Origin of the sequence: Streptomyces sp. NPDC020898 (assembly GCF_044333925.1) — a bacterium.
Classification (GTDB): Bacteria; Actinomycetota; Actinomycetes; order Streptomycetales; family Streptomycetaceae; genus Streptomyces.
Genome location: NZ_JBIRRV010000010.1, coordinates 319,318 through 337,480 on the forward strand (window position 1 = coordinate 319,318; position 18,163 = coordinate 337,480).

At 70.3% G+C, this 18,163-nt stretch carries 15 protein-coding genes; 4 read left to right on the plus strand and 11 right to left on the minus strand.

Going from position 1 to position 18,163, the window contains the following annotated elements; translation table 11 throughout:
* Positions 1–7: 7 nt before the first annotated feature.
* The 6 genes from ACH4TV_RS30020 to ACH4TV_RS30045 form a co-directional block, all read right to left on the minus strand.
* On the minus strand, positions 8–1,222 hold the full coding sequence (locus tag ACH4TV_RS30020; protein WP_398403497.1) for a YncE family protein: 1,215 nt from the start codon (positions 1,220–1,222) through the stop codon (positions 8–10).
* Positions 1,222–2,001, minus strand: coding sequence for a polysaccharide deacetylase family protein (locus ACH4TV_RS30025; protein ID WP_398403499.1), 780 nt, complete (start codon positions 1,999–2,001; stop codon positions 1,222–1,224). The genes ACH4TV_RS30020 and ACH4TV_RS30025 overlap by 1 nt, the downstream gene beginning before the upstream one ends.
* 151 nt (positions 2,002–2,152) lie before the next feature.
* On the minus strand, positions 2,153–2,656 hold the full coding sequence (locus ACH4TV_RS30030; protein ID WP_398403501.1) for an ATP-binding protein: 504 nt from the start codon (positions 2,654–2,656) through the stop codon (positions 2,153–2,155).
* 262 nt (positions 2,657–2,918) lie between these two features.
* Positions 2,919–3,686, minus strand: coding sequence for an enoyl-CoA hydratase/isomerase family protein (locus ACH4TV_RS30035; protein ID WP_398403503.1), 768 nt, complete (start codon positions 3,684–3,686; stop codon positions 2,919–2,921).
* A 79-nt stretch (positions 3,687–3,765) separates the two neighbouring features.
* On the minus strand, positions 3,766–4,980 hold the full coding sequence (locus tag ACH4TV_RS30040; RefSeq protein WP_398403505.1) for an Ig-like domain-containing protein: 1,215 nt from the start codon (positions 4,978–4,980) through the stop codon (positions 3,766–3,768).
* Positions 4,981–5,149: 169 nt separating this feature from the next.
* Entirely contained in the window at positions 5,150–6,391 is a 1,242-nt protein-coding gene (locus ACH4TV_RS30045) for an Ig-like domain-containing protein (protein WP_398403507.1), read from the minus strand.
* 153 nt (positions 6,392–6,544) lie between these two features.
* Between ACH4TV_RS30045 and glgX the strand changes: the two genes are divergently transcribed.
* Both glgX and ACH4TV_RS30055 read left to right on the plus strand, forming a co-directional pair.
* Positions 6,545–8,869, plus strand: coding sequence for a glycogen debranching protein GlgX (gene glgX, locus ACH4TV_RS30050; RefSeq protein ID WP_398403509.1), 2,325 nt, complete (start codon positions 6,545–6,547; stop codon positions 8,867–8,869).
* A 68-nt stretch (positions 8,870–8,937) separates the two neighbouring features.
* Positions 8,938–9,585 carry a LysE family translocator gene (locus ACH4TV_RS30055; protein ID WP_398403511.1) on the plus strand — a complete coding sequence of 216 codons (648 nt, stop codon included), beginning with the start codon at positions 8,938–8,940 and terminating at the stop codon, positions 9,583–9,585.
* Positions 9,586–9,624: 39 nt separating this feature from the next.
* Here the strand turns inward: ACH4TV_RS30055 and ACH4TV_RS30060 are convergent, their stop codons facing one another.
* The 5 genes from ACH4TV_RS30060 to ACH4TV_RS30080 form a co-directional block, all read right to left on the minus strand.
* Complete coding sequence (locus ACH4TV_RS30060; RefSeq protein ID WP_398403512.1) at positions 9,625–10,302, minus strand: GNAT family N-acetyltransferase; 678 nt, start codon at positions 10,300–10,302, stop codon at positions 9,625–9,627.
* Between the two features lie 172 nt (positions 10,303–10,474).
* Positions 10,475–11,131: a response regulator gene (locus ACH4TV_RS30065; RefSeq protein WP_398403514.1), complete on the minus strand. Its 657-nt coding sequence runs from the start codon at positions 11,129–11,131 to the stop codon at positions 10,475–10,477.
* Positions 11,121–12,374: a sensor histidine kinase gene (locus ACH4TV_RS30070; RefSeq protein ID WP_398403516.1), complete on the minus strand. Its 1,254-nt coding sequence runs from the start codon at positions 12,372–12,374 to the stop codon at positions 11,121–11,123. Before ACH4TV_RS30070 ends, ACH4TV_RS30065 begins: the two co-directional genes overlap by 11 nt.
* A 44-nt stretch (positions 12,375–12,418) precedes the next feature.
* Positions 12,419–13,186 carry an ABC transporter permease gene (locus ACH4TV_RS30075; RefSeq protein ID WP_398403518.1) on the minus strand — a complete coding sequence of 256 codons (768 nt, stop codon included), beginning with the start codon at positions 13,184–13,186 and terminating at the stop codon, positions 12,419–12,421.
* Entirely contained in the window at positions 13,183–14,088 is a 906-nt protein-coding gene (locus ACH4TV_RS30080) for an ABC transporter ATP-binding protein (protein WP_398403520.1), read from the minus strand. Before ACH4TV_RS30080 ends, ACH4TV_RS30075 begins: the two co-directional genes overlap by 4 nt.
* A gap of 196 nt (positions 14,089–14,284) precedes the next feature.
* Here ACH4TV_RS30080 and ACH4TV_RS30085 point away from each other — a divergent pair, with 196 nt between their 5' ends.
* On the plus strand, positions 14,285–16,258 hold the full coding sequence (locus ACH4TV_RS30085; protein ID WP_398403522.1) for an ABC transporter ATP-binding protein: 1,974 nt from the start codon (positions 14,285–14,287) through the stop codon (positions 16,256–16,258).
* Positions 16,255–18,150: an ABC transporter ATP-binding protein gene (locus ACH4TV_RS30090; RefSeq protein ID WP_398403524.1), complete on the plus strand. Its 1,896-nt coding sequence runs from the start codon at positions 16,255–16,257 to the stop codon at positions 18,148–18,150. Before ACH4TV_RS30085 ends, ACH4TV_RS30090 begins: the two co-directional genes overlap by 4 nt.
* Positions 18,151–18,163 lie beyond the last annotated feature (13 nt).

Genomic DNA, 18,163 nt, shown 5'->3' on the forward strand with positions numbered 1-18,163 from the left:
CGCCGGATCAGCGGAAGATGCCCGTGTGGCCGAGCGAATAGCGGCCGGGCTGCGGGTAGACGGCGAGGCCGTGCGGGCCGCGGCCCACCGCGATCCGGGCGAGCTGCTTCCCGGTCCGGGTGTCGATGGCGTACACCTCGTCGTCGTAACGCCCCGACAACCAGAGGACGTTGCCGTCGGCGGAGACGCCGCCCATGTCGGGGCTGCCGCCGTCGGGCAGCCGCCACTTCCGGGAGACCTCCCCCTTCTGGAAGTCGAAGACGGAGACGGTGCCCTCGCCCCGGTTGGAGACGTACATCTCGCGGGAGTCGCGGCTGACGTACAACCCGTGGGTGCCCTTGCCGGTGGGCAGGAGCGTGGGGGTGTCGAACTTCTCCCCGTCGAGGACCCACATACCGTCGGCCATCATGTCGGCGACGTAGAACCGCTTCCCGTCCGGCGAGATCTTGACGTCCTGCGGCATCGCGCCCTCGAAGGGAAGCTTCTGCTGCCCGACGACCTTCATCTTCTCCGTGTCGACCTTGAGCAGCTCGCCGCTGAACTCGCAGGACACGATGAAGTACCTGCCGTCGAGGGAGAAGTCGGCGTGGTTGACGCCGTAGCAGCTGACGGGTTCGGTCTTGACGGTCTTCATGGTGTGCGGGTCGCGGAAGACGAGCTCGCGGTCGAGGGAGGCCATGACGACGGCGTACTTGCCGTTGGGCGTGAAGTAGAGGTTGTACGGGTCGTGGACGTCGACCGGCTTGCCCGCCTTCCCGGTCTTCGGGTCGATGGGCGTGAGGGTGTGACCGCGGTTGTTGTTGACCCAGAGGGTCTTCAAGTCCCAGGAGGGGACGACGTGTTGGGGCTGCCGCCCGACGCGGATCGTCTCGACGATCTCGTACGTCTTCGGATCGATGACGGAGACGGTGTCGGACTCGGTGTTGGGCACGTAGACGCGGGACGGGAAGTCCCGGACGACGGGCGAGAGTTTGCCCGGCCGGTCGGCTGCGTAGACGTCACGCGGGTCGAGGACGGGCGGCATTCCGGGCAGCCCCTGGACGACGGGCCTGGCCGGTGCGGCGGGCTTGGCGGGTTTCGCCGGTTTCACGGCGCCGAGGGTCCGGTCCGGCCGGTCCCTGGTCTCGGTGCCGCAGGCGGCGAGTCCGGCCAGGACGGTGAGGGCTGCTCCCGTGACGAGGGCACGGGCGACGGGAGTGCGGGCAACAGGGGTGGTGGGCATCAGCTCAGCAGCTCCGTGGTGGTCACCGCGTGCAGGCCGCGGCGGTCGAGTTCGTGCAGGAGGCCGGGCAGCGCGGCAACCGTGTCCGCGTACCCGAAGTGCAGGCTCACGATCGATCCGGCGCGGACGTCTGCCATGACGTTGCGTACGACGGCGGGGGCGCCCGGCGAGGTGAAGTCGAGGGAGTCGACGTCGTAGGACAGGACGTGCGGGTAGCCGGCCCGGCGGGCGAGCCGTTCGACGAGCGGGGAGGCGCGGGATGCGCGCGAGGGCCGGAACCAGGTGCCGATGGACCCGGTGAGCGCCTTCAGCCGCTCGGCGCACCCTCTGATCTCGGCGTCGGCGTCCGTCTGCGGCATGGCGTTGATGTCGAGGTGACGGAGGGTGTGATTGCCGAGTTCATGGCCGCCGTCGAGGATGCGGCGAGCGAGGGCGGGGTGGGCGTCGAGCCAGGTTCCGACGGCGAGCACGGTGATTCGGGAGCCGTGTTTCTCGGCGGCGGAGAGCAGCGTGTGCGCGGTGGCGGGGTCGCCGTTGCCGTGGAAGGTGAGGGCGACTTGGGGGCGGTCGCGGGGTCCGTGGCGGATCTGGGCGGGGTAGCGGAGGAGGGGTGCGGGAGCGGGGGCGGGAGTGCGCCTGGTCGGGGCACGGGACGAGGGGGCGGTGGGAGGATCGGCGGCACCGCCGGTCGCGCACCCGGTGGTCAGCACCCCCGAGGCAACGATCCCGGCACCCGCACGCAGCACCGCCCGACGGTCGGTCGTGGTCACCCGCACCATTTAAGGGGGGTTGGGGAGGAAAACGGGCGATTAGCCCGATCGGCGGCCCGCCCAGGCGGCTGCGCAGCCGTAGCACCGTGGAGCGGTACGGCCGTAGCACCACAGTGCTACGCAGCCAGTAGCACCACAGTGCTACTGGGCCGTAGGGCACCTACCGGTCGGCGACCCGCATCTCGAACCACGTCGTCTTCCCGCGCGGCAGCAGGTCGACGCCCCATCGGTCGGAGAGCTTGTCCACCAGCATCAGCCCCCGTCCGCTGATGTCCATCTCCTGCACCGGCATCAGACACGGCAGCCCTCGCGAGGGGTCCCGGACCTCCACCCGGATCCATCCCCGCCGGCGGCGCATGCGCAGGCCGAACACTCTCGCGCCGGTGTGGCGCACCGCGTTGCCGACCAGTTCGGAGACGAGCAGGACCGCGTCTTCCGTGATCTTGGGGGTGAGCCCCCACTGGCGCAGGACCACCACCTGGGCGAGGCGGCGGGCGGTCGCGGCGGACTCGGGGCGGGACGGCAGCGGAACCTCGGCCTCCGTCGGGTTCCCGAACAACTCGAGCGCCTTGAGTGCCCGTTCGTCCTCCACCGCAGGCGACCAGCGCGCCGCGGTCGCACGGCCGTGTCCCCGCGGCTGTTCGATGCCCTCCAGCCCCGCCATGCCCCCATCATGGCCGCCCGGGCCATTCCCCGGGGCCGTTCCCGAGGAATACGCCCCCCGGAACACGTCATTCCGAATTGACCCTCCGGCATATTCCGGAGGCATTTCGTTGGCCGCTAAAGCCTCTCTGACCTGCGGCGGAAGCTCACTTTCGGGCAAGCGACAGGCCCTCTCGGCAGGACAGGCTCAAGGTTGCCCCAAGGCTCCCATAAACCGCCCCATCGAGGGACCCGGATAAGACAGCGCGTCAACTGCAAGCGCTTTAGAGGAACTTCGCCTTACCGGGACCTTCGGCCACGAAGCTGCGCATCCCGATCTCCCGGTCCTCCGTCGCGAACAGGCCCGCGAACCAGTTCCGCTCGATCGCGAGCCCCGTCTCCAGGTCCGTCTCCAGACCCGCGTCGATCGACTCCTTGGCCGCGCGCAGCGCGATCGCCGGACCCTGCGCGAGCTTCGCCGCCCACGCGTGCGCCTCGGTGTACACGTCGGCCGCCGGTACCACCCGGTCCACCAGGCCGAGGGACAGCGCTTCGTCCGCCTTGACCATCCGGCCGGTGAAGATCAGGTCCTTGGCCTTCGACGGGCCGATCAGCCGGGCGAGGCGCTGTGTGCCGCCCGCGCCGGGGATCACGCCCAGCAGGATCTCCGGCTGGCCGAGCTTCGCGTTGTCGCCGGCGATGCGGTAGTCGGCGCAGAGCGCCAACTCGCAGCCGCCGCCGAGCGCGTAGCCCGTCACCGCGGCGACGACCGGCTTGGGGATCCGGGCAACGGCGCTGAAGGAGTCCTGAAGGGCCCTGGACCGTACGACCATCGCCGCGTGGTCCATGGCCTGCATCTCCTTGATGTCCGCGCCGGCCGCGAACACCTTCTCCCCGCCGTAGACGACGACCGCCCGCACGTCCTCGCGACGGGTGGCCTCCTCCGCGAGCTCCCTGAGACGGTCCTGGGTGGCGACGTCCAGCGCGTTCATGGGCGGCCGGTCCAGCCGGAGCGTGCCGACACCTTCGGCGACTTCGAGATGCACAGTCATGCAGAGCAGGTTAACCGTGGCTAACGCCAACGGGCCCGGTGCCGTCCGTCACACCGGGCCCGCCACCACATGACCGTGGTTACGCCTTCCACTTCTCCCAGGACATGTTCCAGGCGTTGAGCCCGTTGTCCGGGTCGACGATCCGGTCGTTGGAGTTCTTCACGACCACCACGTCGCCGATCATCGACCGGTTGAAGAACCAGGCCGCCGCGATCTTGCCGTCGTAGCCACCGCGTACGTCCCGCAGGCCGATGCAGCCGTGGCTGGCGTTGTAGTTGCCGAAGGCGTCGCCGCCCCAGTAGTTGCCGTGGATGAAGGTGCCGGAGGTCGTCAGGCGCTGGGCGTGCGGGACGTCCTTGATGTCGTACTCGCCGCCGTAGCCGACCGTCTCGCCGTTCATCCGGGTCACTTCGAGGCGCTCGGTGATGACCATCTGGCCGTTCCAGGTCTCGTAGCCGGGCGCGCCGGTGGTGACGGGGATGGTCTTGACGACCTTGCCGTCCCGTCGTACGACCATCGTCTTGGTCTTGACGTCGACCGTGGAGACCTGACTGCGGCCGATGGTGAAGGAGACCTGCTTGGCCTGCTTGCCGTAGACGCCGGGGCGCCCCTCGACGCCGTCGAGGGCGAGGGAGACGGTGACCTTCGTACCCGGCTTCCAGTACTTCTCCGGGCGGAAGTCGAGGCGGTCGTTGCCGAACCAGTGGCCCTCGACGTCGACGGCCGGCTCGGTCTTGACCGTGATGGCCTTCTCGACGTCCTCGGGATGCGTGATGCCCCGCGTGAAGCGGATCGAGAACGGCATGCCCACGCCGACCTTGGAGCCGTCCTCGGGCGTGAACGTGCCGACGAACGTGTTCTTCGGGGTGAGGGTGGTGAAGGAGGACTCCTCCGCCGCGGTACGCCCTTCGGCGTCCTTCGCCACGACGTGCACCTTGTACGTGGTGGACGCGGCGAGATGCGCCGCGGGCGCCCACTTGGTGTCACCGGCGGCCAGCGCGCCCGCTACCGCGTTGCCCTTGGAGTCCTCGACCTTGACCTCGGTCAGCTTGCCCTTGGCGGCGCTGACGGTGAGGGCGCCGCTGGTGTTCACGGACTTGGCGCCGTCCTTGGGGGCGATGGTGACGACCGCCTCCGACTGCTGGGTCTGCGCCGTGCTGGAGTCCTTGCCCTTGGGCTTGGCGTCGTCGGTCCCGGGGTCCGAGTCACCGCCGCCGCCGCACGCGGTGACGGCGACGAGCAGAACTCCGGCGAGCAGTGCGCCCGTTACCCCCGATATTGGTCGCGCGTTCAATCTTTCTCCCCTCCCGTGGCCTGGTCAGGCCCACTTCCCCGGCGCGTCCCGCGCACCCCGGCGCATATTAAGCACAAGGTCACACCCCCCGGCGGCCCTCGAAGGTCACCGTTCCGTCCCAACATCATCAGATAGTCGGACCCGACTCTTTACGTCGGTTCAGTGACCGTTACTTCACGGCACCGCCCGTCTTCCACTCCTTCCAGCCCATGTTCCACCCGCCGAGCCCGTTGTCGGGAGCGACCTTTTTGTCATTGCTGTGGACGACCTCGACGACGTCACCGACGAGGCTCCGGTCGAAGAACCAGCCCGCCGGACTGTCCGAGCTACCGCCCTTCACATCCCTCAGACCGACACACCCGTGGCTGACATTGGTGTTGCCGAAGACGCCCGACGCCCAGTAGTTGCCGTGCAGGAAGGTGCCGGAGGTGGTCAGGCGCATCGCGTGCGGCACATCGGGGATGTCGTACTCGCCCTTGCCGTCCTTCTTCTTGAAGCCGACCGTGGCGCCGTTCATCCGGGTCAGCTCCAGCATCTCCGTGACGACCATTTTCCCGTTGTACGTCGTGGTCTTCGGCGCCCCCGCCGTGATCGGCACCGTCGCGAGCAGCTCGCCGTCGCGCCGCACCTGCATGGTGTGGGCGGCGGCGTCGACCAGCGAGACCTGGCTGCGGCCGACGGTGAAGGTGAACGTCTTCTGCTGGATCCCGTAGACCCGGGGCGCCCCCTCGACGTCCCGCAGCCGCAGGTCGACGGTGACCTCGGTGCCCGGTGCCCAGTACTCCTCGGGCCGGAAGTCGAGGCGGTCGTCGCCGAACCAGTGGGGCCGGATCTCGACGGCGGGTTCCGCGGTGACGCGGACGGCGCGTTCGACGGCCGCACGGTCGGTGATCTCCCGGTTGAACTCCAGCGACACGATCATTCCGGTGCCGACGGTGGCGCGGTGCTCCGGGGTGACGTATCCGATGAACCGCTCATCAGGTACGTACGTGGTGAAGGTCGTGTGCCGTGCCGAACGGCGTCCGTGGCCGTCGAGCGCCACGGCGTCGACCGTGTACCTGGCGGCCAGCGCGAGCCGCGCGTCGTCGGGCCGCCAGGAGAGCCCGTCGTCGGAGATCCGCCCGGGCACCGCCGACTCCTGCGCGTCCTGGGACCTGACGACCTTCACCGACTCCAGGCGCCCACTGGGCACCCGTACGAGAAGGGGGTCCCCAGGACGCACGGAACGGCTTCCGTCGTCCGGCGAGACGCGGATCACGTCCTTTGGTGCCCGGGGTTTCCCGAACACCGAGTCCGTCCCGCCCACCTCCTCCGAAGTGCAGCCGGCGGCTCCGGCCAGCAGTCCTGCCCATGTCATTACGGCGGCCAGCCCGGCCCTCGCGCGCCGAGCGCGCCCTTGTACGTGCCTCACGCACGACCCAACGACGCGGCCCGCCCTGGGGAAACGTGAGTGCGAGCCGCGCTCTGGGCAGAACAGGGAGGAGAACGACGCGACAGGGCGCCGCGGCCGGGATGCCGTACACCTTGTTCTCGCTTCGTTCCACGAGCCGCGGGAGGCGGAAAGGTGTCCAGCGCAGCCGAGCAGAAGGCGGTGGCCCAGCAGCACGCCGTCGAGGAGGGGCGCCCCGACTCCGTGTTGCCCGACACCGGCACCGACACCGTGCTGAACGGCGCGTCACGCGCCGCGCTGCCGGCCGTGCCCGTGTGGCCGGGGACACCGATGCCGTTGGGCGCACGATTCCGCACCGGCCCGGACGGGGTGTCGGGCACCAACTTCTCGCTGTGGGCGGGCGGGGCGGAGGCGGTGGAGCTGTGCCTGTTCGGAGAGGTGGAGGACGCCGGTGGAGAGGACGGCGGTGGGGAGGGGGGCGGTCGAGAGGTGGAGACCCGCGTCCCCCTCACCGAACTGACGCACGAGATCTGGCACGGCTTCGTGCCGGGTGTCATGCCAGGTCAGCGGTACGGCTACCGCGTACACGGCCGCTGGGACCCCTGGACCGGCGCCCGCTGGAACCCGGCGAAGCTGCTCCTCGACCCGTACGCGCGGGCCGTCGACGGCGACTTCAGCCTCCCGCCGGAGGTGTACGGACACGTCCGCGACTGGCCCCAGCAGCAGGTCGCGGACACCGTGCGCGACGACCGCGACTCGGCACCGCACGTCCCGAAGGGCGTCGTCGTCCACGATGACGACGACTGGGCGGACGACCGCCGCCCGAAAACCCCCTGGGCGGACTCGGTGATCTACGAGGTCCACGTCAAGGGCTTCACGAAGTCGCACCCGGGCATCCCGGAGGAACTGCGCGGCACCTACGCGGGCCTGGCACACCCGGCAGCGATAGAGCACCTGACGAAGCTCGGCGTGACGGCGGTGGAACTGCTCCCGGTGCACCAGTTCGCGCACGAGGACCATCTGCTGCGCCGGGGCATGAAGAACTACTGGGGCTACAACTCGATCGGCTACTTCGCCCCGCACGCGGGATACGCGGCCACGGGCACGGCGGGCCAGCAGGTCGGCGAGTTCAAGCGCATGGTGCACGCACTGCACGCGGCGGGCATCGAGGTCATCCTCGACGTGGTCTACAACCACACGGCGGAGGCGGACGAACGCGGCCCGACCCTGTCGCTGCGCGGCATGGACAACAGGGGCTACTACCGGCTCCAGCAGACCGACGCCCGCCGGTACGCGGACTACACGGGCTGCGGAAACACCCTGCACGTGGTCCAGCCGCACGTACTGCGCCTGATCACGGACTCGCTGCGGTACTGGGTGACCGAGATGGGGGTGGACGGGTTCCGGTTCGACCTGGCGGCGGCCCTGGCCCGCTCGATGCACGACGTCGACATGCTCTCCCCCTTCCTGGCGGTCATCGCGCAGGACCCGGTGCTGCGCCGCGTCAAGCTGATCGCGGAGCCGTGGGACGTGGGCTCCGGGGGCTACCAGGTAGGCGCGTTCCCCCCGCTCTGGACGGAGTGGAACGACCGCTACCGCAACGCGGTACGGGACTTCTGGCGGGGCGCGCTGCCGGACGTACGGGATCTGGGATACCGGTTGTCGGGTTCGAGCGACCTGTACGCGTGGGGCGGCCGGCGCCCCTACGCCTCGGTCAACTTCGTCACGGCGCACGACGGTTTCACGCTCCGGGACATGGTGTCGTACGAGCGGAAGCACAACGAGGCCAACGGTGAGGGCAACCGGGACGGCACGGACGACAACCGGGCCTGGAACTGCGGCGTGGAGGGCGAGACGGACGACGAGCACGTACAGGCGCTACGGCGCCGCCAGTTGAGGAACCTGCTGACAACTCTGTTGCTGTCGACGGGCGTTCCGATGCTGGTCGCGGGCGACGAACTGGGGCGCACCCAGCGGGGCAACAACAACGCGTACTGCCAGGACAACGAGATCAGCTGGGTGGACTGGGGGTTGCTGGAGGAGCCTGGTTGGCGGGCTCTGACCGAACTGACGTCACGGCTCATCGCACTACGGCATCGCCATCCCGTACTGCGCCGCCGGGCGTTCTTCTCGGGGCGGGCCCATTCGGCGGACGGGCTGCGGGACTTGGCCTGGTTCACGGCCGACGGCACGGAGATGACGGAACGGGACTGGTACGCCCCGGCGGCGACGCTGGGCATGTATCTCTCGGGGCGCGACATCCCGGGACGCGATGCCCGGGGCGCCCCGATCGTCGACGACAGCTTCCTGGCGGTACTGCACGCGGGCGACCGCCCGACGAGTTTCGTACTGCCGGGGGCGCCGTGGGCACAACGGTACGAGGTGGTCGTCGACACGTCGCGGGAGGAGCAGGGGGAGGCGCCGGGGGTGGTGCATCGGGCGGGGGCGGGGATCGAGGTGCCGGGGCGGGCTGTTCTGCTGTTGCGGGTGGTGGGGTGAGGTGACCGACGCACGGCGCTCCGCGTCTCCTGAAAAGGGCTGGAAGGGCGAACACCCCCGGTGTTTACATGGGCTCCATGGTGTCTACCGACCGCTTGCTCGCCTTCGCTGCCATGTCGTTCCTGCTGATCGTGATCCCTGGGCCCAGTGTGCTGTTCGTGGTGGGGCGGGCGCTGTCGCAGGGGCGCCGTGCCGCGCTGACCACCGTCGTGGGGAACACGCTCGGTGCCTACGCGCTCGTCGTGGCCGTGGCGTTCGGGGTCGGGGCCGTCGTGGAGCGGTCGGTGCTCGTGTTCACCTTGCTCAAGGTGGCGGGTGGCGCCTACCTCGTGTACCTGGGTGTCAGGGCGTGGCGGGAACGCCGGTCGCTGCAGGCCGTGTTCGCCGGTGACCAGGCGGCGCACGGCGGGCGGCGTACGTTCTGGGAGGGGTTCGCGGTCGGGGTGAGCAATCCCAAGACCATCGTGTTCTTCGCCGCCGTGCTGCCGCAGTTCGTCGATCCCGCCCAGGGGAATGTCGCCGTTCAGATGCTGGTGCTCGGTCTGGTCTTCACTGCCATCGCGATCGCGTCGGACTCGGTGTGGGGGCTGGCCGCGGTCACCGCGCGGAACTGGTTCGCCCGCTCACCCCAGCGGCTCTCCATCGTCGGCGGGATCGGCGGGATCACGATGATCGGCCTCGGCGTCACCGTGGCCGCGACCGGGCGCAAGGACTGACCGAGCGGCTTCTTCCCGCTCGCCGCCCGCAGGTGCGGTTCAGGCCGGGGCGGAGAGGCCTGTACTCGGGGTCCCCGGTGTACTGGGTTCGCCCTGTGCACCAGCGCGTGTGAGGCGTTGTTCGAGGCTCGCCCGGCAGGTCGGCCACTCCTCCGCGGTGATCGAGAAGATCGCGGAGTCACGGAGGCGGCCTTCCTCGCCCGGTACCCAGGAAGGGGACCAGTTCCGCAGTACGCCCTCGAACTGTGCGCCCGTCTTTGCGATCGCGGCCCGTGAACGGTCGTTGCGGGCGTCCGTCTTCAGGTCGACGCGGGCCACGTCCCAGCTCTCGAACGCGTGCCGGAACAGCAGGTACTTGGCCTCGGTGTTGAGCCCGGTGCCCTGGGCCGACGCCGCGAGCCAGGTGAAGCCGACCTCGATCGCGCACAGGCCGTCTCCCGTCGGCCACAGCCGCGGCTCCCAGTAGGCCGTGACCCCGACCGCACGCCCCGACGCCCGGTCCACCTGTGCGTACGGTGCCAGTCGGCCCGCAGCGGTACGGGCGAGCTGGGCGTCGATGTATGCGCCGATCTCGGGCGCCCTCGGTACCCAAGTGAACCGGTACGAGCTGCGGTCCTCCTCCGCCGCGGCGGCCAGGTCCGGCGCGTGACGGTGGTCCAGGGGCTCCAGGCGCACGAGCGAGCCTTCAAGAACCGGTCCGTCCAGCGTGAAGCCCATCGATCTCCCCCATCCAGGTCCGGGCCGGGGCCGGCCCGGTCCCGTAGCGTTCCAGAGTCGTCCCGCGCTGTCGCGTGAGTTTCACCCCGGGTTCCGGTCCGTGGATACCTTCTTGACGCCCCCGCCGTCCCCCTGGCACCGCGACTCAGGCGAGTTAGCGGAGTTAGCCGAGTTAGCCGAGGATCCCCCGCTGGTACGCCGTCGCCACCGCCGCTGCCCGGTCCTTCACGCCCAACTTGGTGTACAGGTGGGTCAGATGGGTCTTCACCGTGGCCTCGCTGATGAAGAGTACGCGGGCGATCTCCCGGTTCGACGTGCCCTTGGCGACCAGGGCCAGGACCTCGCGTTCGCGGGCGGAGAGGGGCTCCTTGCCGGGAGATCGGGGAGAACGGACCGCCGAGACCAGGCGGGAGGCGACCGCCGGGGAGAGGACCGTGCGGCCCTGGGCGGCTGCCCTTACCGCCGTGAAGAGTTCGTCCCTCGGGGCGTCCTTGAGGAGGTAGCCCGTCGCGCCCGCCTCGATCGCGGGGAGGGTGTCGGAGTCCGTGTCGTAGGTCGTCAGGACCAGGATCTTCGCGCGGGCGCCCGTTCCCGTCAGGCGCGCGATCGCCTCCACGCCGCCTCCGCCCGGCATCCGCAGGTCCATCAGGATCACGTCCGGGTCCAGGGCGGCGGCCTTCTCGACCGCCTCGACGCCGTTCGACGCCTCGTCGAGGACCGTGAATCCCGGTGCCGACTCGAACATGCCGCGCAGACCGTCCCGTACGACGGGATGGTCGTCGACGATGAGGAGAGAGATCGTCTTCTTCTCGGGCGCGTCAGTTGTCATGGCGTACCAACGGTACGCGGGCCGAGACCGCCGTGCCGTGGCCCGGCTCGGACTCCACGGTGAGTGAGCCCGCGATGCGTTCGGCGCGGGCGCGCATGCCGTCGAGGCCGAAGCCGCCGGTGCCGGTGCGTTCGCGGGCCGCGTGCGGGTCGAAGCCCTTGCCGTCGTCGCGGATGTCGAGGATCACCTCGTCGCCGAGGTAGGTGAGGGTGACGCCCACCCTGGTCGCGCGGGCGTGGCGGGAGGCGTTCGACAGGGCCTCCTGGACTATGCGCAGGAGCGTGGCCGAGAGCTCGGTGTGGAGGCGTTCCGTCGGGCCGGCAACCGTGAACTCGGCGCGTACGCCCGTCCGTTCGGCCCATTCGGCGACCGTCTTCTTCAGGGCTTGCGGCAGGCCGTCGTTCTCCAGTGCCACAGGAGCGAGGTTCTGTACGGAACGGCGGGCCTCGCCGAGGCTGTGGCGGGCCAACTCCGTTGCGCGGCGGGTGTGTTCACCGGCGGTCGCCGGGTCCGGTGTGTTCGCCACCACCTGGAGCTGGGCGATGATCCCGGTCAGGCCCTGGGCGATGGTGTCGTGGATCTCGGCGGCGAGCCGGCGGCGTTCGTCCGCGACGCCCGCTTCCCTTGCCTGGACGAGGAGTTGGGCGTGGAGGGCGGCGTTCTCGTCGAGGACCTGTTGCAACGCCGTGTTGGTGCGCTCCAGTTCGGCGATGGTGACGGCCCGGTCGCGGGAGCGCTGCTCCTCCTGCTGGGTGAGATGGCCGATCATCATGAGCAGGGCGTTGTTCGCGACCACCATCACGCCGAACAGCACCCACTGGACCGGGTTGTGGAACGGCAGCCCGCCTGCCTGTGCGCCCGCCACCACGACGATTGTGGCGAAGAGGCCGAGCCGCTGCCGGCGCGTTCCGGCCACCACTTCGTCGGTGTCGAAGTAGCCGGTGGACGCGTAGAACGCGAAGAACGGGTTCAGCCAGGTGAGGGCGAAGGAGATCACCCAGCGCAGGACGTAGTAGACGGTCCCGCGGCGGGACGGGGTCCGGCGGCCGCGGCGAGGCCCGTGCCACAGCTGGAGCGCCACCGCGGCGACCACCAGCGCGCCGGCCGCGTACCACTCGGCGGGGCCCGCCATCAGCTCGCCGGCGAGGATCGAAAGGACAGAGGAGACAACGAGCAGCCCGTACGGACCCCAGGTGTGGAGCTGGTCCCAACGATGCTCGAGTTGCTGGTCCGCCGCGGTCATCTCCCCAGTCTGCCGAGTCTCCCCGGTCTGCACGGGCTCTCCCCTCACTCCCAGCGGAACCAGCGCGAGGCGCCCGCCGTGAGCAGCACGGTCCAGGCCACGAGCACGCCCAGGTGGTCCCAGCCGGGCCAGTCTCCCGCCGCCGCCTGGTTCAGGGCCTCGGACGCCGCGCCGAACGGTGTGTAGCCGACGGCCTCGGCCAACACGTCCGGCATGGTCTGCACCGGCAGCCACACGCCCGCACAGAACATCGCCGGGAAGAACACGGCCGAGCCGATCGCGCCCGCGATCTTCGTCGTCCGGGACAGTGCGGAGATCACGGCGCCGAGCGCGAGGGCGACCAGGACCGTCAGCAGCAGGGCCGCCGCGTAGCCGAAGGGCTGCTGTGGCAGTCGTACGTCGAAGGCCAGGCGCCCGACCGCGAGGGCGAGCAGCGACGACGTCAGGGCCGCCCCGCCGTACACCAGCATCTGCGCGGAGAGAAGGGCTGCCGGGCGGACCGGGGTGGTGGACATCCGGCGCAGGACGCCGTGCTCGCGGTAAGCGGTGAGGGTCTGCGGCATGGCCTGGATCCCGCCGACGATCAGCCCGAGCAGCACGGCCACGGGGACGTACACGTCGATCGTCCGCAGGCCGCCCAGGCCGGGTTCGTGGTCGTGGAAGGCGGGGATCGCGCCGAGGATCACCAGGAGGAGGGTCGGGAAGAGCAGGATCCAGAAGAGGGCGCCGGGTTCGCGGCGGAGAAGGCGGAACTCGGTCTTCAGTACGGCGGTGTTGACGACGGACGTGCTCGTGGCACTCATGGCGCTCATGCCGCTTCCTCCTTCGTGAGGTCGAGGAACGCGTCGTCCAACGTGGCGTCGGTGACACGGAGTTGGTGGGCGGTGACATGGCTGCGGGCGAGGAGCGTGAGGACGGCGTCGACGGTCTCGTCGGTGCCGGAGAGGGTGACTCGGCTGTCCTTGTACTCGACCGAGGCGAGCGCCGGAAGCGTCCGCAGCGCGTCCTCGGGCAGCGGCGCGGACGGCGTGAAGCTGATCAACGTGGCGCCCGCCGAGCGGCGGATCAGGCCGGCCGGGGTGTCCAGGGCGGCGATCCGCCCCTTGTCGATCACGGCGATCCGGTCGCACAGTTGCTGCGCCTCCTCCATGAAGTGGGTCACCAGGAGGACCGTCACGCCGCTTGCCCGTACGTCCTCGATGAGTTGCCAGGTGTCCCTGCGGGCGCGGGGATCGAGGCCCGTCGTCAGTTCGTCGAGGACGACCACCCTCGGGTTGCCGATCAGTGCGAGTGCGATGAACAGGCGCTGTTTCTGGCCGCCGGAGAGCTTGCCGAACCTGGCCGTGAGGTGGGCGGTCAGGCCGAGGCGCTCGGCCAAAGGGTGCCAGTCGGCCGGGAGAGGATAGAAGGCGGCGTACAGCTCCAGGGCCTCGCGGACGGTGAGCTTCGCCTGCAACTCGCTCTGCTGGAGCTGGGCGCCCAGGACACGGCTGGTGGCCTCGTGGTCGGCGACCGGGTCGAGGCCGGTGACGCGGACCCGGCCGGCGTCGGGGACGCGCAGGCCCTCGACGCACTCGACGGTGGTGGTCTTGCCGGCGCCGTTCGGGCCGAGGATGCCGAAGATCTCGCCCTCCTCGACGGCGAAGGAGACGCCGTCCACGACCGGTCGGCCGCCGTAGGACTTGCGCAGTTCGCTTACTTCGATGACGGACATGCCCATCAGAGTCGCGGTACGGGAACGGACGGCACATCGGCCGACGCGCTCGGACCGGCATCAGCCGATCGGTTGATGCACACGTACGACTTCACATACGACTCTTCGAACACGCAGGTCGTAGGACCTGCGCCCGACCCGATCCGGGCCAAAACCCGGTAGGCACTGTCAGTGGGGATCCGTAGGCTCGGCTCTGATGTCCACGACACGTGCAAACACCAAGGAACCTGAAACTGCAAACACCCGCGGCCGTTCCGCCGTACGCACGCTGCTGCGCCTGTGGCCCTATGTGCGGCCGGTGCGCGTACGGCTGTTCACGGCCGCGTTCGTCGCCGTCCTCGCGTCGTGCATGGGGCTGGTGATCCCGCTTGTCCTGAAGTGGATGGTGGACGGGCCGATCGCCGACGGGGACTCCCGCGGCGTGTGGTTCGGGGCGCTGTGGCTGCTGCTGCTCGGGCTCGGGGAGGCGGTGCTGTTCGGGCTGCGGCGGTGGCTGGTGGCCCGGCCGCTGGCCGGGGTCGAGGCGGCGATGCGGGCGGATCTGTACCGGCGGCTCCAGCGGCTGCCGGTCGCCTTCCACGACAGGTGGCCGTCCGGTCAGTTGCTGTCCCGGGCGACCTCGGACCTGATGCTGCTGCGGATGTTCCTGGCCTTTCCGCTGACGTTCCTGCTGGTCAACGGGGTGACGATCCTGGTCGGCGTGATCATCATGCTGGTTCAGGACTGGTCGCTCGGGCTGGTGATCCTGGGGCCCGCCATCCCCGTACTGATCGTGTGCATCATTTTCGAGCGGCGCTACCACCTCGTGGCCCGGCGGGCCCAGGACCAGGTGGGCGACCTGACGACGGTCGTCGAGGAGAGCGTGCTCGGCATCCGGATCATCAAGGGGTTCGGGCGGCACCGGAGTCAGGCGCGGGCGTTCCGTGAGCTGTCGCGGACGTTGCGCGGGACCGAACTGCACAAGGCCCGGCTGCTGTCGGGGATCTGGGCGGTGATCGTCACGCTGCCGGAGCTGGCGATCGGGGCGGCGCTCGTGCTGGGGACCGTGCAGGTCGCCGACGGTGAGTTGTCGGCGGGCACGCTGGTCGCCTTCCTCTCCACCGCCCTCGCCCTGCGCTGGCCCGTCGACTCCATCGGCTTCCTGCTCGCGATGAGCCAGGACGCGGCCACCGCCACGGAACGGTACTTCGAGGTGATGGACGAGCAGCCCGAGGGGGCCGGGGAGGCGGGGAACGAGGCGCTTCCCAACTCCGGTGCCCCCGCTGCGTCCGACGGGCACGCGACCCCCCACGGTCACTACGGCGCCCCCGAAGGGGCGCGGGGAACTGCGCGACCAGCCCCCACCGAGCCCGCAGCCGAAATACTGCGAACCGGCGGAGCCGGGCTGCGCTTCCACGGCGTCACCTTCCGGTATCCCGACGCTCCCGCCGACTCCCCGCCCGTCCTGGACCGCGTCGACCTCCACATCCGGCCCGGCGAGTCCATGGCCCTCGTCGGTACGACGGGCAGCGGCAAGACGACGCTCACCGCGCTCGTCCCCCGGCTGCACGAGGTGACCTCGGGACGCATCACCCTCGACGGGCGCGACATCGCCGCCCTGCCCAGAGAAGAGCTGCGCGCCCTCGTCGCCGTCGCCTTCGAGGAGCCCACCCTCTTCTCGGCGAGCGTCGGCGACAACGTCCTCATGGGCGCCGGGGACGAGGCGGGCGAGACCGAGTTGCGGCACGCGCTCTCCGTCGCGCAGGCCGAGTTCGCGCACTCGCTTCCGCACGGGACGGACACCCAGGTCGGCGAGCAGGGCCTCAGCCTGTCCGGCGGCCAGCGGCAGCGGCTGGCGCTGGCCCGGGCGGTCGTGGGCAGGCCCCGGTTCCTCGTCCTCGACGACCCCCTGTCCGCGCTGGACGTGCACACGGAGGCCGCCGTCGAGGCCGCGCTGCGCCGGGTCCTCGCCGACACCACGGCCCTGATCGTGGCGCACCGCCCGTCCACGGTCCTGCTCGCCGACCGGGTCGCCCTGCTCTCCGGCGGCCGGGTCGCCGCCGTGGGCACCCACCACGAACTCCTGCGCACGAACGCCGAGTACGCCTGGCTGATGGCCGGCGCGGACGAGGAGACCGATCGCAGCGACACCGCTCACGGCACCGACAGTTTCGAGGAGGCCGCCCGATGACGGCGCCCACGACCACCGCGCCGACCCCGGACGAACACCCCCGGCAGGACTCCGACGCGGACACCTCCCCTGCCCCCGGCGCTCCCCAACTCCCTGCCACCGGCGACCCGTTCGACCAGGACGACCTCCCCACGCCGCCCGGTGCCACCGCCGGCCTGCTGCGCTCCCTGCTCGCTCCGATGAAGGGCCGGGTCGTCCTCACCGCCGTGCTCCTGCTGCTCCAGCAGGCGGCCGTCCAGGCGGGCCCGCTGCTCGTCGCGTACGCGATCGACAGTGCCGTACCGGCCTTCCGGGACCACGACAACGGGCCGCTCGTCGCCGTCGGGGTCGGCTATCTGCTGTGCGCGGTGGCGTCGGGCGCGCTGCAGTACTGGTTCGTCTCGTCCGCCGCCCGGGTCAGTCAGGACGCGCTGCTCGATCTGCGCGGGCGTATCTTCCGGCACGCGCAGGCGCTCAGCCTCGACTTCCATGAGCGCTACACCTCGGGCCGGCTGATCTCCCGTTCCACGGCGGACGTCGAGTCGCTGCGCGAGCTGCTGAACGACGGGCTCCAGGAACTCGTCACCGTCGCCCTGTCGTTCGCCTACATCTCGGTGGTCCTGCTCTGGCTGGACTTCGGCCTCGGCGCGCTCGCCGTCGCGTCCTTCGTCCCCCTCGGTCTCCTCATCCGGCTCTACCGGCGCCGGGCCGCCCGGGTGTACGGGCGGCGGTCCACCGCCATCGCGACCGTCATCGTCAAGTTCGTCGAGACGATGAACGGCATCCGGCCGGTGCGCGCGTTCCGCCGCGAGCGCGCCAACGACGCCGAGTTCGAGGTGCTCAACCGGCGCCACGAGCGCACGAACGGCGACGCGCTGCTGGAGATGGCCCGTTACGTCGTCGGCTCCCGGATCGTCGCCAACACCGCTGTCGCGGGCATGGTGTTGTGGGGTGCCCACCGGGTCGCGAACGACTCCCTCGAACTGGGTGTGCTGGCCGCCGCCGTGCTCTATCTGCGCCGGCTGTACGACCCCATCGACCGGCTCGGCATGTTCCTCAACTCGTACCAGTCGGCCACCGCCTCCCTGGAGAAGATCTCCGGGCTGCTCGCCCAGACACCTTCCGTTCCGGAGCCGTCAACTCCCGTACAGCTCCCGGTACTCGAGTCGGAGCACCCGGGTCGCGAGGTCGTCTTCGACGGGGTCCGGTTCGCCTATCGCACCGGCGGCGAGGTGCTGCCCCGCTTCGACCTCACCCTCCCGGCCGGGCAGACCGTCGCGGTCGTCGGCTCGACCGGCGCAGGCAAGTCCACCCTGGCCAAGCTGCTCGCCCGCTTCTACGACCCCACCGAGGGACACGTCCTCCTCGACGGCGTCGATCTGCGCGACCTGTCGGGCACCGACCTGCGGCGCGGGGTCGTGATGGTGACGCAGGAGGCCTTCCTGTTCTCCGGGAGCGTCGCCGACAACATCGCCATCGGCCGCCCCGACGCCGAGCGCGAGGAGATCGAACGGGCGGCGAAGGCCATCGGCGCCCACGACTTCATCAGCGCCCTGCCCGAGGGCTACGACACGGACGTACGCAAACGAGGTGGCCGTATCTCCGCCGGGCAGCGTCAACTGGTCGCGTTCGCGCGGGCGTTGCTCGCCGATCCGGCGGTGCTGATCCTCGACGAGGCGACCAGCTCGCTCGACATCCCGGGGGAACGGGCCGTGCAGCGCGCGATGTCGACGGTGCTGAAGGGGCGTACCGCCGTGGTCATCGCCCACCGGCTGTCGACCGTCGGGATCGCCGACCGGGTGCTGGTGATGGAGCACGGACGGGTCGTCGAGGACGGGCCACCGGACGAACTCATCGCCGGTACGGGCCGGTTCGCGGATCTGCACCGCGCCTGGCGGGACAGCCTGGCGTGAGTTCGAGAGTTCG